Source organism: Chloroflexota bacterium (assembly GCA_016235055.1).
Taxonomy (GTDB): domain Bacteria; phylum Chloroflexota; class Anaerolineae; order JACRMK01; family JACRMK01; genus JACRMK01.
Map to the genome: position 1 here is coordinate 64,845 of JACRMK010000046.1, position 14,237 is coordinate 79,081.

At 64.9% G+C, this 14,237-nt stretch carries 15 protein-coding genes; 3 read left to right on the forward strand and 12 right to left on the reverse strand.

The genetic code is table 11. From position 1 onward, the window contains the following. Positions 1-9: 9 nt before the first annotated feature. The 3 genes from HZB53_10880 to HZB53_10890 form a co-directional block, all read right to left on the reverse strand. On the reverse strand, positions 10-285 hold the full coding sequence (locus HZB53_10880) for a hypothetical protein (protein MBI5878145.1): 276 nt from the start codon (positions 283-285) through the stop codon (positions 10-12). 40 nt (positions 286-325) lie between these two features. Further along, positions 326-1,150 carry a class D sortase gene (locus HZB53_10885; protein ID MBI5878146.1) on the reverse strand — a complete coding sequence of 275 codons (825 nt, stop codon included), beginning with the start codon at positions 1,148-1,150 and terminating at the stop codon, positions 326-328. Positions 1,151-1,580: 430 nt separating this feature from the next. After that, entirely contained in the window at positions 1,581-2,510 is a 930-nt protein-coding gene (locus HZB53_10890) for a leucine-rich repeat domain-containing protein (protein MBI5878147.1), read from the reverse strand. Between the two features lie 181 nt (positions 2,511-2,691). Between HZB53_10890 and HZB53_10895 the strand changes: the two genes are divergently transcribed. The 3 genes from HZB53_10895 to HZB53_10905 all read left to right on the forward strand — a co-directional run bounded on the left by HZB53_10895 (position 2,692) and on the right by HZB53_10905 (position 5,719). Further along, the gene (locus tag HZB53_10895; GenBank protein ID MBI5878148.1) at positions 2,692-3,714 is read left to right on the forward strand and encodes a D-2-hydroxyacid dehydrogenase; all 1,023 of its coding nucleotides are present in this window, start codon (positions 2,692-2,694) and stop codon (positions 3,712-3,714) included. A 122-nt stretch (positions 3,715-3,836) separates the two neighbouring features. Further along, positions 3,837-4,772, forward strand: a complete 936-nt coding sequence (locus tag HZB53_10900; GenBank protein ID MBI5878149.1) for an SDR family oxidoreductase — start codon at positions 3,837-3,839, stop codon at positions 4,770-4,772. A 95-nt stretch (positions 4,773-4,867) separates the two neighbouring features. Then, positions 4,868-5,719 carry a 3-hydroxybutyryl-CoA dehydrogenase gene (locus HZB53_10905; GenBank protein MBI5878150.1) on the forward strand — a complete coding sequence of 284 codons (852 nt, stop codon included), beginning with the start codon at positions 4,868-4,870 and terminating at the stop codon, positions 5,717-5,719. Positions 5,720-5,864: 145 nt separating this feature from the next. Here HZB53_10905 and HZB53_10910 read toward each other — a convergent pair whose 3' ends face one another. From HZB53_10910 to HZB53_10950, 9 genes are all read right to left on the reverse strand, one after another. Then, positions 5,865-6,110, reverse strand: coding sequence for a hypothetical protein (locus tag HZB53_10910; protein MBI5878151.1), 246 nt, complete (start codon positions 6,108-6,110; stop codon positions 5,865-5,867). A 396-nt stretch (positions 6,111-6,506) separates the two neighbouring features. Further along, positions 6,507-7,421, reverse strand: coding sequence for a rhodanese-like domain-containing protein (locus HZB53_10915; GenBank protein MBI5878152.1), 915 nt, complete (start codon positions 7,419-7,421; stop codon positions 6,507-6,509). 12 nt (positions 7,422-7,433) lie between these two features. Continuing rightward, positions 7,434-7,796 carry a hypothetical protein gene (locus HZB53_10920; GenBank protein ID MBI5878153.1) on the reverse strand — a complete coding sequence of 121 codons (363 nt, stop codon included), beginning with the start codon at positions 7,794-7,796 and terminating at the stop codon, positions 7,434-7,436. A gap of 13 nt (positions 7,797-7,809) precedes the next feature. Further along, on the reverse strand, positions 7,810-8,076 hold the full coding sequence (locus tag HZB53_10925; GenBank protein ID MBI5878154.1) for a methyltransferase domain-containing protein: 267 nt from the start codon (positions 8,074-8,076) through the stop codon (positions 7,810-7,812). Positions 8,077-8,315: 239 nt separating this feature from the next. Continuing rightward, positions 8,316-9,056, reverse strand: coding sequence for a LuxR family transcriptional regulator (locus HZB53_10930; GenBank protein ID MBI5878155.1), 741 nt, complete (start codon positions 9,054-9,056; stop codon positions 8,316-8,318). 39 nt (positions 9,057-9,095) lie between these two features. Beyond that, positions 9,096-11,366, reverse strand: a complete 2,271-nt coding sequence (locus HZB53_10935; GenBank protein ID MBI5878156.1) for an AAA family ATPase — start codon at positions 11,364-11,366, stop codon at positions 9,096-9,098. Between the two features lie 539 nt (positions 11,367-11,905). Next, positions 11,906-12,598, reverse strand: coding sequence for a sulfoxide reductase heme-binding subunit YedZ (locus tag HZB53_10940; protein MBI5878157.1), 693 nt, complete (start codon positions 12,596-12,598; stop codon positions 11,906-11,908). Between the two features lie 50 nt (positions 12,599-12,648). Further along, positions 12,649-13,620 carry a protein-methionine-sulfoxide reductase catalytic subunit MsrP gene (msrP, locus tag HZB53_10945; protein ID MBI5878158.1) on the reverse strand — a complete coding sequence of 324 codons (972 nt, stop codon included), beginning with the start codon at positions 13,618-13,620 and terminating at the stop codon, positions 12,649-12,651. Between the two features lie 24 nt (positions 13,621-13,644). Beyond that, complete coding sequence (locus tag HZB53_10950) at positions 13,645-14,196, reverse strand: redoxin domain-containing protein (protein MBI5878159.1); 552 nt, start codon at positions 14,194-14,196, stop codon at positions 13,645-13,647. Positions 14,197-14,237: the final 41 nt, after the last annotated feature.

Consider the following 14,237-nt stretch of genomic DNA (forward strand, 5'->3'; position numbering starts at 1 on the left):
GCGCGGAGACTACTGCGGCAGGATGAAGCGCAGTGCAATCATGCCCGCGAGCAATATGGTCGCGAGCACGGCGATGCGGACCAGGTCGCTCTTGACGTGCGCGTACTGCTGCGCGGGTGCGGACGACAGCGCCGGCGCGGGCGACCGGGGCGCCGGGGCGGCGGTGACGCGCTCGATCGGCTCCATTGAAGCGCCATGCGGCATGGTGGCGGGTGCAGCGGAGCGGGGCGCCCTGGGGGTCTTGTCGCCCATGCGGCGGCGCTCGCGGCGTGACGGTTTTGCCATGTGAATACTCCGGTGTCTGTGAAATGGCCCGAAGGGCCGGTTACTTCGCCAGTTGGGCGAAGACGATCATGCGCTGGTTGTCGATCAGGTACGGATAACAGGTGATCAGCGTCAGCGTCGGTTCGGTCGTCGCCTGCAGCACGCTGACGTCCGTCGGCTCGACAATGCGCCGGTTGCGGACGACGTATGTAAACTTCGCTTCCTTCGAATAGACCTGCACCTCGTCCCCGGCTTTCAGGTCGCCGATATAGCGGAAGACCTCGCCGAAGACATCATCGTGCCCCGATATGACCATGTTGCCGCGCTGGCCCGGATTGGTCGAGCCCGCCCGGTGTCCCGCGCCTTTCTTGAGCGCTTCCCAATCGTCGCCCTCGACGACCAGCGAATCGACGTTGATCGCCGGGATGACGATGCGCACCGGCTGCTGCGGGCCGGGCGTCGGAATAGCGACAGGCACGACCTGCTTGAGCACGCCCTTGAACCGCTCCGGCGTGCCCGCCGAGGGCGGCTGTGAAGCGCCGGGCAGCGTGGCCGCCGCCTCGGGACTGCCGGTGCGCACCTGGCCGCTGCCGGACTGCGCCGCCGCGCTCTCGCGGTTGAGCTCCTGCAGACGAAAGAAGATGGCGAGGCCGGCAATCAGCAGTCCCGCCACCGCAAAGACCTCGACAGCCAGCAGCAGGCGATTGCCGACGCGCATGAAGTTGATGTCGGGGCGCGCCGTGCCCGCCGCCTTGAGCTTCTGCGCGCCGCGCTCCATCGCGCTGGTCTGCGACTCCATGCGCGTGCTGAAGCGTTGCCGCGCGCGTTTCTCGGCCAGCAGTTTTTCCAGCTCTTCAATCGACAGGTCGTTCAGGTGGGTGCTCATACGACGCCCGTCGGCGCAATCGAAATTATACCCGCGCTATGGATGACGGGCAACTGGCGACCCGGCAACGGGTATACCGACAAACTGTCGGGGACTCAATCGGTCGTCATGCCGGAATGGCGGATTGGTCAGCCGTGCGGCCCCGACACTTTTGCGGTATACCCTTTCAATTGGGTGCATTTCGGATTGGGGCCGGGCGCATGCAACTCAACGAGGCGTCACTCCCGCGGAAGCGGGAGTCCAGGGACAACACCGCTGGATGCCCGCGCTGGTCGGCGGCGAGCCACCGTGGTCTCATACCGTATTGGTTGCGCCCCGGAACTGAAAATACCCCCTTTCAACGTCTCAAGCATAGCGAACTGCCTGCGCAGGGGAGCGATTTGCGAGCTCATCGGGTCGGTATTCATAGGGCGTGCCGGGCGCGCCCGGATCACACGTAGACGGTGCAGCCGCGCGTCTCAAGCTCCACGAGCCATGTGGGTGCGGCCAGCATCTTGTTCCAGCGCAGATCGAGCTTTTCCAGATGAGGCAGGTTGCGGATGCCCGCAGGCAGTTGCGCCAGCCGGTTGGCGCGCAGGTCGAGGGTGCGCAGATTGCGCAGGCCGCCGAGGGTTTCCGGCAGGGCGATCAGCGCATTGTTTCGCAAGTCGAGGTCAGTCAGGCTGCGCAGGCCACCGATTGACTCCGGGAGCGTGGTCAGCCGATTGTCCTGCAATACCAGTTTCCGCAGCGCCCCGAGCGCTCCAATGGATTCCGGCAGCGACGCCAGCCGGTTGTTCATCGCGTGCAGTTCCCGCAGGCGCGTCAACCGCCCCAGCGATTCCGGCAGCGCGCCGATCTGGTTGTTGTACACGCGCAACTCGCTCAGTTGCGTCAGGTCGCCGATGAACTCCGGTAGCGACGTGAGCCGGTTATCGGTCACGTTCAGGTAGATCAGCCTGCCGAGTTTCCCCATTGATTCGGGCATGCTCGTCAGTTGATTGTTGCTCCCGTACAGAAACGCCAGTTGGCCCAGCCTGCCGAGTGCAACAGGGAGCTCGGCCAATGCGTTGTGCCCCAGGTCGAGCATGCGCAGCGCGGTGAGCTCGCCGATGCCGCCCGGTAATGCGGTCAGCCTGTTGTCCGCGACGTTGAGCGTTTGCAGCGCGCTCAACTGCCAGAGCGAGTCGGGCAGTTCGCTCAACCGGTTGTGGTACAGGCTCAACGATGTGAGCGTAATCAGTTCGCCGATCCAGCGGGGCAGTTCGCTCAACCGATTCAGATCGAGGTCGAGATCGGCCAGCACAGCGCTGGCGCGAATATGGTCGGGCACGCTGGCCAAGTCGCGGCCGCGCAGGCTGATGCTGGTCGGGTTGTGCATGATGAGGTGCCGGCATTGTAGGTGCGGCCCCGGCAATCCGCAAATCGGCGCCAGATGCGCGCACGGTTAGCAGCACAATACGCCGTCGAATCACACCTTATTGTCGGAAAGCCTACCCTTCGACAGGCTCAGGGTACGTGTGTCATTGCGCCCGGCCGCTGGCCGTGTTATGATGCCGGTCATGGATACCATCCGCACCCTCCGCGTCGCCGTCAGCGGCATCCCGCGCGGCTGCCAGACGGCCCGCCCCGATGGCAACTGGCTCTCGCCTGTTCAGCGGACGCAGATCGAGTCCGTTTCCTCCCGCATCGAGTTAATCGAGCATCCGGCCGACCGGATCGGCGCACCGGTCGGCAGCGAGGTGCTGCTGGCCGAAGGCGGCAACCGCACGCACTACCCCGGCGAATTGGACTGGGACGACTATCTGCGCTTCTTCATGCCGAGCCTGCGCTGGGTGCAACTATGCAGCACCGGCTTCAGCGACAACATCACCCCGCAGGTGCTCGACGGCTCCGTGACGCTGACCAATGCGCCGGGCATTCACACCATTCCGATCGCCGAGAGCGTGCTGGCGGCGATGCTCGATCACGCCAAGCGCCTGCGCGAGCGGCGCATCCACCAGCAGTCGCGCGACTGGCAGGCGCTGCACACCGGTGAACTGCACGGGCGCACCGTGCTGATCATCGGCCTGGGGCGTATCGGCGGGCGCGTGGCGCAACTGGCGCGCGCGTTCGGCATGCGCGTGATCGGCGTGCGGCGCACCACGGCCGCCGCAAACGAGGCCGATGAAGTGATCGGTCCGCCGGCGCTGCGCGCGCGCCTGCCCGAGGCCGATTACGTTGTCATGACCGCGCCGTTGACGCCGGAGACCGAGCGCATGCTCGGCGCGGCTGAACTGGCCGCGATGAAGCCGTCGGCGTACTTCGTCAACGTCGGGCGCGGTTCTACGGTGGACGAAGACGCGCTGGCGCGCGCCATGGCGACGCGGCAGATCGCCGGCGCGTACCTCGATGCGTTTGCCGACGAGCCGCTGCCGCCGGCGCACCCGTTCTGGGCGCTCGACAACGTCCTGCTGGTGCCGCACGACAGCCACTCGTCGCCGCACATCACCGACCGGATGGTGGCGCTGTTCTGCGACAACCTGCGGCGCTATGTCGGCGGCGAACCGCTCCTGCATGTCTGCGACCGGACGCGAGGCTATTGAGATGAACGGAATCCATACCAACAATGCCGGACAGGGCGCACTCCGTATAATAAAGTAGATACTCAACCGTCCGCGCATGGCGCGGCCTATCAGCAGATGATACACTCTGCAAGGTGTAGATAATGAACTGGACTGCAAACGACCTGCCCGACTTACGCAATCGAACCGTGATTGTCACCGGCGCGAACAGCGGCGTCGGGTTTGAATCGGCGCGCGGCCTGGCGCAGCACGGCGCGACCGTGGTCATGGCCTGCCGCGACGAGGGGCGGGGCCAGCGCGCGGCCGACGCGATCCGTGCCGGTCAGCCGGATGCGGCGCTCGCGGTCATGCCGCTCGATCTGGCCGATCTCTCCTCCGTGCGGCGCTTCGCTGATGCGTTCACGGCGCGCCATGACCGGCTCGATGTGCTGCTGAACAACGCCGGCGTCATGGCCATCCCGTACCGCACGACGGCCGATGGCTTCGAGATGCAGTTCGGCACGAACCACCTGGGGCACTTCGCGCTGACGGGGCGGCTGCTGGACGCGCTGCGGCGCACACCGGGCGCGCGGGTGGTCGTGGTCAGCAGCGGCATGCACCGTCGTGGCCGCGTTGCGTTTGATGATCTGCAATCGAAGCGAGCGTACAGCCGCTATGGCGCATACGGGCAGAGCAAGCTCGCCAACCTGCTGTTCGCCTACGAGTTGAATCGCCGCTTCGCCGCGAACGGCGTGCCGGCGATCGGCGTGGGCGCGCATCCCGGCTATGCGGCGACCAACCTGCAGACGGCGGGGGCGCGCATGGACGGCGCACGCATGACGGAGACGATCACGAACGCCGTGACCAATCTGGTGGCGCAGAGCTCGGCCATGGGCGCGCTGCCGCTGATGTACGCGGCTGCCGCACCGGGCGTCAGCGGCGGCGACTACATCGGCCCAACCGGGTTGGCGGGCATGCGCGGCTACCCCGGCCAGGCCAAGTCGAGCACCGCCTCGCACAGCCGCGCCGATGCCGCGCGCCTGTGGGAGAGCTCCGAGCAGCTGACTGGCGTCTCGTACAACCTGCCGCCCGCGCCGTGACGCTTGCCCGCGCTGGGGCGGGTGGTACAATAGACCGTGCTGCGCCCGGCGCAGCTCAAAATCACGCTATTCCGGTCACCGGCAAGGAGAACCAGATGGCAATCAAGACGGTCGGTGTTGTCGGCTGCGGTTTGATGGGGTCGGGTATTGTCGAAGTCTGCGCGAAGAGCGGCTACGACGTCATTGTAATGGAGATGAACGACGGGCTGTTGAAGCGCGGGCTGGAGCGCATCGATGCCAGCCTGGCCAAAGCGGTTGAGCGCAAGAAGCTGGACGCCGCCGCCCGCGACGGCATCCGGGCGCGCATCCGTGGCACCACCGGTTTCGCCGATTTCCGCGACGCCGATTTCGTCGTCGAGGCGGCGATCGAGAACCTCGACGAGAAGAAGCAGATCTTCGCGCAGCTCGACACAGTCACCCGGCCGGACGCAACTCTGTCGTCGAACACGTCGTCGCTGTCGATCATCGACATGGCGTCGGCGACGAAGCGGCCGGCGCAGGTGCTCGGCATGCACTTCTTCAATCCGGTGCCGGTCATGCCGCTGCTCGAGATGGTGCGCTCGTTCCTGACGAGCGAGGCGACCTACCAGGCGGCGCGGGCTTTCGGCGAATCGCTCGGCAAGACCGTGGTCGTGGCGAAGGACAAGCCGGGCTTCATCGTCAACGCGTTGCTGATCCCGTACCTGCTCGACGCGATCCGCATGGTCGAAGAGGGCGCCGCGTCACGCGAGGATATCGACGCCGGCATTCATCTGGGGCTGAACCACCCGATGGGCCCGCTGACGCTGACGGACTTCGTGGGGCTGGACACGACGCTCTACGTGGCCGACGCGATGTTCGCGGAGACGAAGAACGCGCGTTACGCCGCGCCGACGCTGCTGCGCCGCATGGTCACGGCCGGGCACATGGGCCGCAAGAGCGGCAAGGGGTTCTACGAGTATGAGTGAGGCTTGGGGGCTTGCAAAAGCCTCGGCTGGCACACTTGCCACGCTGCCGCCCATAGCGGTTATGGGCGGCAGCGAGTTGATTCCCCCCGTTTGGTCCGTCGGCGGCCAGAACGACGGTCTGGCCGCCAATCACGAACTCGGCAGATTACGGGCAGGATGAATTGACCACAGCGGTGTGCATGCCGATGTTTCCATTGATGTTATCGCGAGCCATCGGAATACTCCCCATCGTGGCGTCGGCGATCATGTTGCGCGCTCCGGCATATCCGGTGCCCGGAGCGGGGCACGTTCCGCCATCAGCCTGTGCCGGGCGCGGCGCGAGCGCGCCTGCACCCAATGCCAGGATAGCCAGCAACGCCCAAACCTTGATAGAGCGAATATTCATGTGCATGGTGGTCAGACCTCCAGTCTGAAGATGCGCTTTTGATCATGCTTATCCATTGCCGCGGAATTGAAGCCGAGACACAATTACACCGTTGTTGATCCGCAGTCAGATTAGGGCGACATGTGAGCCTCCTTGAGAGTCCGCGCGCCTGCCCTTTGTGACGCACTGCAGTCGTGTCGTCGGAGCGAACGTTGCTATCGGGCAATGGCGTCTTGCAGCTAGCCTGCTTCGGGCACGCGCTCGACGGTCTGGATGTACTCCTCTATGAGCGTAGAACCCTGGGCTGTCTCGCGCTCCTCGCGCTTACGGCGGGTCGACCAATCGCGTCCGCCTTAATCTCCCTCCGGGCACGGTCGCTAGGCGTGCCCGGAGATCGACGCAATTGAAACCCGCTCGGCGATTCTAGCCGGGTTTCACGACCGGCAAACCGGCCTTGGCCCACGCGGCGAAGCCGCCGGCCAGGCTTTTTACGTTGGTATAGCCCAGCAGGCGCAGCGCCATCATCGTCTGCGCACCGTTGTGCCCGATGGAACAATGGGTCACGATGGGCGCGTTTTTGTCCTGCGGGAGCTTGTCCAGGTTCTTGAATAGGTTGCGGATCGGCACGTTCAGCGCGCCGACGATCATGCCGTTGGTTTTCAGATCCTGCTCGTTGCGCACATCGAGCACGACCGGCTTGCCCGCGGCCAACTGGTCTTTGAGACCAGCCGGCGCGACGGCGTTGTAGTCGTCCGGGAGGTTGCTCAGGTACTGGTCAACCAGTGCCAGCCGGTCGGCATCGACCGCGGCGGCTTTGCCCGCCACCGGCGCCGCGATCGGTCCTTTGACCACGGGCAGATTGGCGCCCGTCCAGCCGGCAAAGCCGCCCGCCACGCTTTTCACGTTCGTGTAGCCCAGCAGGTGCAGCGCCATCATGCTCTGCGCCCCGTTGTGCCCGATCCCACAGTACACCACGATGGGCGCCGTCTTGTCCTGCGGCAGCTTGTCCAGGTTCTTGGCCAGCGTGCGGATCGGGATGTTGACTGCCCCCTCGATGTAACCATTCGTCGCCACGTCCTGGGCGCTCCGCACGTCCACCAGGAACGGCTTGCTGCCGGCCAGTTGCTCCTGCAAGCCAGCGGGTGTGACCGCCCAATTGCTGTCGGGCAGGGTCTCGATGTAGTTCTGGACCATGGCGCGGACGTCGAGCGCGGCTTTGGTTGGCGCTTGCGTCGGCGCCGGCGCGGGCGCAAGCGGGCCGCACGCCACCGTGCCGACAAAGGCAAGCAGCGTGAGCAGCATGGCGAACAACACAGTGAACCGATATTGGTTTCTCATGTCTCTCCTTGATTATTTTCGCCCTAAGGCAATATGCGCAGCTGTTCGATAGACTTGTTCGTCACCGTCGACGTATGTTTGCAGGGCCCGCCCGATATCGCCCTCTACCGCCCGCGCCACGGCAGCGCGCTCATCGGGGCCCATGGTACTTACGGCGGGGACACATCCCCCAACGCTCGCCAGAATCGGAGCAATGATCTGCGGACTGCGCGGCTCACGCACGTTGTAGGCGCGAGCCGTGATCGTCACATCGATAAACCCGGCCGCCTCCAGCAGCGCCTCGAGTTCGCTCGCGTCGCCAAGATTGAAGAACGGAAGTAGGACGGAGACGCTGGTAGCAAAGCGATGGGCGAGCGCTACCCAGATGAGCCGCACCTTCGGATGGTGTTCAATGGAGCGCCAGACACAACTGGCGGCGCGCCCGCATGGCTGGATCGATGTCCACGCCCACGACGATGCCGGCGCACCCCACGCGCGGTGCGACCCGCCGGGCGACGATTCCCGTGCCGCACGCCACATCCAAAACTCGCTCGCCGGGCAGTGGGTTGGCGATTTCGAGCAGGAGCGTCGCCCATGATCCCATCTGGTAGGTAACGAGGTTCTTCTCATAGTTCTCGGCTGCGGCCAGTGCGGGATTGGGTTGTGGTTGAGTCATGTGCTCTTCGATCGCCGTGTCGATATGGCATGCGCGTTTCATTCCCCTATGAACCCAGTTTAGCCAACCGGGCCAGAATGTATATGCTCAAAATCAACCGTTTATCGGCGCAAGTGCGCCGCAGGTCCCGCGGCACCACTAGTCAATTTGGACTGTGCAAGAAAAAACCTGACGGTGCCAATGGGCCCGTCAGGTCTGCGCCTGCGTGCGAAGTTAGCGGCCGCCCGGCCGCTTGCGGCTCAGATCAGGCGGCGATCCAAAGCGGCGCGCATGGCAGCCGAACGAGAGGGCACGTCCAGCTTGGCGTAGACCGACCGCAGATGACCGCGCACGGTATGCACGCTGATAACCAGCCGGTCCGCGATTTCCTTGTCGCTTAGGCCCTGAGCGAGCCAGCGCAGCACCTCCATCTCGCGCGCGGTCAGGGGTTCGCCGGGCGTTGGCGGTGCACCTTCGTCAACGGGCCCGCCATGCGACTCGGGAGAGGGGTGTTGCCGCTTGGGACCCAGTGCCTCCAGCGCGGCGCGCGCGCGCGCCGCGTCGGGCAGCGCCTGCACTTCCTCAAAACCGGCCAACGCGCGGGAAAGATAGTCGTGCGCGCGGACAGCGTCGCCGCGCGCGCGTTCGAGGTCGCCGAGGTCGGCCAACGTGCGACCCGTTTGCCAGGGGGTGCCTAATTGCTGGAACAGCGCCAGTGCCTGCTGGAAGCGTGTTTCCGCTGAGGGGTATTCGCCGGCCAGCCGGTGAGCCACGCCCCAGGCGCGATGGGCGACGGCCTGATAGAGCACATGGCCGTAGCGCATGGCCAGCGCTTCGGCGAGCGGCGCGTACCTGCGCAGCATCGGCTCGTCGGCCCGCTGCGCCGCCGTGTCGGCCATTGTGGCGAACAGATCATGGTCGCCGGGCCAGCTTCCGTTATTAAACACCTGTGGGTTGTTCGCAAATCGCTTCTGCAATGCCCCTTCCAGGTGCTGCTCCACGAGGGCGAACTCGCCCTCCGCCATTAACGGCAGCGCATGTCAGTAGTGCTGGGTGCGTCCCCACCCATCGGGCCCGACGACCGCGCCCATGATCTGGGCCGACTCGAGTCGCAGCCGGCGCGCGCGTTCGGAATCCCCGCGCATCGCATAGGCGCACGAGAAAATGGCGGTGTGCCAGCAAGGATATTGGAACAGGTCCTGCGTGGAGCGCCGCTGCAGCGCAACCATGATTTGCTCGCTGCGGAGGACCTCGTTCCAGCGGTCGAGGCGCAGCCAAGACAGTGCCTGGCTCGCAAGTGTATGGAGGCAAAGGTCCAATGCGCGAATCTGCCCGGCCTGCGTCTGTGCTTCATCCAGATACCGCAGCGCGTCTGTGTATTCGCCCACCGACGCCAACGCCGCGCCCAATTGCATCAAAATCCGCACACGCTCGCGCTGATCGCGGAAACGGGCATCGCGGCTCAGCGCCAACCGGCGCTGCACCAACTCTATTTGCTCGCGCAGCATGCCCTGCGCGCCATAGACCAGGGCCAGCGCGTCGAGCGCAACCGACGTGACGACAGGGTCGTCCAGTTTTTCGGCCATATCCACGCCGGCGCGGGCGTACCGCTCGGCAGCCTCCCAGTCTGCGCTCGCTTGCCGGATCCACATGGCCGAGGAAAGGGTGGCCAGCAAGTAAACCGTTTCCACATGCGGCGGTTCCACGCTCGCTATTTCCCATGCAACGGCCAGCTGGGCCCGCGCATCGACCCGGAAGCGCTGGAAGTCGGCGCCCGCGCGCAGATTGAGCACGGCGTTCCCAAACTTGCGGCGCAAGCGAACGGCAAGCATCTTGTCACCGCTGGCCAGCGCGTCCCACAGCGCGATCGCCTGCGCGAAGAGCGGAACCGCCAGCAAGGTGTCTCCCTGTTGGTCGTATATGTCGGCCAATTGCTCGACCACGGCGGCTTGCGTGTCCGGTTTGCGGCTGCCCTGCAGCCAGTCCAGCGCGCGGTGCAAATGCTGCGCCGCCGCGTCATACGCATGGACGGACTGAGCACGCCGCGCCGCCTTGCAGGCGTAATCGATCGCTTTGTCGCGCTCTCCGGCCGCGCTGAAGTGATAAGCCAGCGCTTCGTCGTCATCCGGATGCCGGCCCTCGATCGCCATCGCAACCTGGCGGTGAAGATGCTGGCGGCGCGGGGCCACAATATCTTCCTGCAGCGCCGACGGGATGAGCGCATGGGCAAAGACGGACAGGCTGTGCCCGCCTCGCCGCGTCTCCCGGATCAGCCCCGCGCGCCCGGCGGTCTCCAGGGCATCGATCAGCCGATCGGCCTCCAGGTCGCCCGCAATACGCAGCAGGTCAACGTCAAATTCCCTGCCGATGATCGCCGCCAGGCGCAAGACATCCTGCACAGCAGCCGGCAGTTTCTCCACGCGCGCCCGGACCACGGCGCGCACGTTCTGCGGGATGTGGGACTGTTCCGGCGAGGGCCAGTGCCAGCGTTCTCCTGTGCGATACAGCGTGCCGTCTTCGAGCAGTCCTTTGACAACCTCCTCAATAAAGAAGGGGTTGCCTTCGGTCTGGCGATACAGGTATTCCAGAAATGCGGGCTCGACCTCGCCGCCAAAAGGCGCGGCCAGCAGCTCGCGAGCCTGCTCGAGGGTGAAGCGCGACACGCCGAGGTGCGTGCTCAGCCGCTCGCGATTGAGGTCCAGCAGCAGGTGGCCGAGGGCCGCGTTGTCGTGCAGCTCCTCCTCTCGGTAGGTCAGGACCACCATGAGACGCATCTGGAATGCGCGGCGAGCCACGTGGCGCAGCAGGTCGAGGGTGCCTCGATCAGCCCAGTGCACGTCCTCAATAGCGAGCACGACGGGCGTGCGCGCGGCCGGCGCAGCGCACAACTCCGCGACGCTTTCAAAGATGCGCTCTCGCTCCGAGAGCGGATCGAGCGTGGGATTTGGAGCTATGGCCGGATAGCGTGCACGCAGCGCCGGCGCGAGTGTAACGAGGTCAGCCAGGGCGAATGCGGGGAGACGCAATTCCTCGCTGGACTGCTCTAAGGCTTGCCGGATGAACTGGGCAATGGGAGCATACGGCGTGCCGCCTTCGGCATGGCAGTCGCAGATGAACGCGCGTGCGCCGGCGCGGGACGCCCGGGAGGTGAATTCGCGCACCAGGCGCGTCTTGCCGACACCCGGCTCGCCGCTCACGAGCAGCGTATGACCTTCGCCGTCCAGCACTCGCCCGAACACGGCGTCGGCCTCGGCCAACTCCCGCGCACGTCCAACAAATGGGCTGCGTAGCAGGCGTTCCAGCATTGGCATTAGAATCTCGGACCGACTAGCTAATGGAGTGCTACGGGGGTGTATTTACCCGTGATCGTCGCGATCTGGGACACGGGCGTGCTCCCTTCCATAGCACGCTGCGCCGATGGTGCTGCCTCATTCGGGTAGACCGATAATAGGCTCGCGGGAAGCTAATGTCAAGCGAGTAAAAGGTAGGAGCGCACCTCAGTTTCGGGGTAGAGTTGTTGGCAACCCGTCATGCCGGCATGTAGTTAGCCGGCATCCACGCCAGCATCTGGCGCGCATGCTGGCCCGTGTTACGCCGGCGTGGATTCCGGCCTTCGCCGGAATGACGGCTTGGATATGCGGTGCATCAGTTTCTGCACTCACGCATCCGACGCTGCGGGATGTAATTCTTGCAACGACAGTCTCGCTGAGTGGTGGTTATGCGTATCGGACATCTCTGTTACTGAGTTGTCGAAATCTAGCATTCATCCGATATTCGCAATATACACTGTATTTCCGGGCGCTTCGTACTCATCGCATGCGCGCTATTTGCTGAAAAGTCAGTAAGCGTTCTAGCCGCCGCTGCGGCGGCCGGGCAGTCCCGCAGAGTCTTTCGGTGCCGTGCGCATCTTTTCCATCATCCGCATGCGCACCTGCGCCAGCGCGTGCTTGAGCGGCGTCACGCGCAACAGCAGCAGTAACGCGAGCACCGTGCCGTACACCAGCGGCAGGCCGACGTTGCCTTGCAAACGCAGGAAGTCGCCTTTGACCGATAGAACGAAGTGCACGACCACCAGCGGCGCAATCAGATAGACCAGCTTGTGCAGGCGCGTCCAGCCTTTGCCAAGCCGTTTCATCCAGTAGCGGAACGACGTGACCGCCAGCGGCACCAGCAGCAGGAACGCCGTCGTGCCGATGATGATGTACCACTTGCTGCCGACGTCGGCCCAAATCAACCCGAAATCGAACGTGTAGTCCACCCCGACGAACGCCAGCAGGTGCAGGCTGGCGTACATGAAGCCATAGAGCCCCAGCGCCTTGCGGCGCCGCAGCACCGCCTTCCAGCCGCCGATCGAGGCCAGCGGCGTGCAGGCCAGCGACAGCAGCAGGAAGGTCAGCGCGACCAGCCCCGTGCGCTGCTCGATCGCCTGGATCGGGTTGGATGTCAGGTTGCGCGCCAGCGCATCGGCAGCCAGCCACGCCAGCGGCAGCCAGCCGCCGATGTGGACGAGCGCCTGCAGCGGGTCAGGCAAGTGATGTTTCATGACCGGACGTAGACCTGGCGGGTTTGCAAAACCCGCGAGGTCTTTCTCGCTCAATAGTTCTTCCGCAAGTCCAGCCCCGCGTAGAGGCCGGCGACCTGCTCGGCATAGCCGTTGAACGGCTGCGTCGTCCGCCGGCGCAATTCGCCGATGCGCCGCTCGCTGCCCTGCGACCAGCGCGGGTGATTGACCTCCGGATTCACATTAGCGTAGAAGCCATATTCATTCGAGGCAATCGTGCTCCACATCGTCTTCGGCTGCGTGTCGGTTAACTCGATCTTGACGACCGCCTTGATCGACTTGAACCCGTACTTCCACGGCACGACCAGCCGGATGCCGCCGCCGTTCGCGGCCGGTAGTTCGCCGCCGTACAGGCCGGTCGCCAGCAGCGTCAGGTCGTTCATCGCCTCGTCGATACGCAGCCCTTCCTGGTACGGCCAGGGGTAGAACGGCGAGCGCTGGCCGGGGAAGTCGTCCGGCTTGAAGAGCGTCTCGAAGCGCACATATTTCGCGGCTGCCGTCGGTTCGACCGCCTTCAGCAGCTTCGCGAGCGGGAAGCCGACCCACGGGATGACCATGCTCCACGCTTCGACGCAGCGCAGGCGGTAGATGCGCTCCTCGGGCTGGAAGCGCTTGATCATCTCCTCGACGGCGTACTTGCCCGGCTTGCCTACCAGGCCCGACACCTGCACGTCCCACGGCGACGTCTTGAAGTTGGCGGCGCGCGGCGCAACGCCCTCTTTCTCTTCCGTGAACTCGTAGTAGTTGTTGTAGTGCGTGATGTCCTGGTACGACGTCGCCGGATCGCCCAGTTCGTCCTTGCGCGCGGACGCGCCCGGCTGGGCCGCAGGCGGCGCCGTGGCCGAAGGCGCCGGCTGCGCGTCGTTGCCTGCCAGCGGACCGCACGCCGCAAGTGCCATGCTGCCCGCCACCACGCCGGTGGCCTTGATAAACTCGCGCCGCGAGAGGTACACCGCCTTCGGCGTGACCTCGGATTCCGCGATGCGCGGATAACGGCTCTTCATACAGCTCTCCCTCCCTGGGTGTGTCTAAGCCGGCTCATTCAGCAATGTCACGATGGCGGCTTCCAGTTCATCATACCGCCCCTCGCCGATATGCGTGAATCGAATGCGGCCGTGCTTGTCGATCAGGTACAACGTCGGCCAGAACTGATTGCGATACGCGCGCCACGTCGCACCGTCATTGTCCTGCGCCACCGCATATGGCACGCCCAACCGGGCCACGGCATCCTTCAGATTGCCAAGGTCGGCCTCGTAGCCGAACTCCGGGAAATGGTTGCCGATGATCGTCAGCCCTTGCGGGCCGTACTGCGCATGCCAGCCCCTCAACGAGGGGATCACATTACGGCAGTTGATTCAGCCAAACGTCCACATATCGAGCAGCACGACGCGCCCGCGCAGATCGGCCAGCCGCAGCGGGCGGTCGGTGTTGAGCCAGACCGTGTTGGTCAGCTCCGGCGCCGGGCCGAGATCAACCAGTTGCGCCTTTGGCGCGCCGGCGGCTTGCGGCAACTGCGCAGCCGCCTGCGGAGCGCACGCCGCCAAACATACGAGGGCCAACAGCCAGATAGCATGTCTCATGGTCGCCTCCTGAAAACATACTAACCGGTTGACATTACGAA

Excerpts from the sequence above, each read along its gene's own strand:
- HZB53_10880 (MBI5878145.1), bottom strand. The coding sequence starts at position 285 with ATGGCAAAACCGTCACGCCGCGAGCGCCGCCGCATGGGCGACAAGACC.
- HZB53_10885 (MBI5878146.1), bottom strand. The coding sequence starts at position 1,150 with ATGAGCACCCACCTGAACGACCTGTCGATTGAAGAGCTGGAAAAACTG.
- HZB53_10890 (MBI5878147.1), bottom strand. The coding sequence starts at position 2,510 with ATGCACAACCCGACCAGCATCAGCCTGCGCGGCCGCGACTTGGCCAGC.
- HZB53_10895 (MBI5878148.1), top strand. The coding sequence starts at position 2,692 with ATGGATACCATCCGCACCCTCCGCGTCGCCGTCAGCGGCATCCCGCGC.
- HZB53_10900 (MBI5878149.1), top strand. The coding sequence starts at position 3,837 with ATGAACTGGACTGCAAACGACCTGCCCGACTTACGCAATCGAACCGTG.
- HZB53_10905 (MBI5878150.1), top strand. The coding sequence starts at position 4,868 with ATGGCAATCAAGACGGTCGGTGTTGTCGGCTGCGGTTTGATGGGGTCG.
- HZB53_10910 (MBI5878151.1), bottom strand. The coding sequence starts at position 6,110 with ATGCACATGAATATTCGCTCTATCAAGGTTTGGGCGTTGCTGGCTATC.
- HZB53_10915 (MBI5878152.1), bottom strand. The coding sequence starts at position 7,421 with ATGAGAAACCAATATCGGTTCACTGTGTTGTTCGCCATGCTGCTCACG.
- HZB53_10925 (MBI5878154.1), bottom strand. The coding sequence starts at position 8,076 with ATGACTCAACCACAACCCAATCCCGCACTGGCCGCAGCCGAGAACTAT.
- HZB53_10935 (MBI5878156.1), bottom strand. The coding sequence starts at position 11,366 with ATGCCAATGCTGGAACGCCTGCTACGCAGCCCATTTGTTGGACGTGCG.
- HZB53_10940 (MBI5878157.1), bottom strand. The coding sequence starts at position 12,598 with ATGAAACATCACTTGCCTGACCCGCTGCAGGCGCTCGTCCACATCGGC.
- msrP (MBI5878158.1), bottom strand. The coding sequence starts at position 13,620 with ATGAAGAGCCGTTATCCGCGCATCGCGGAATCCGAGGTCACGCCGAAG.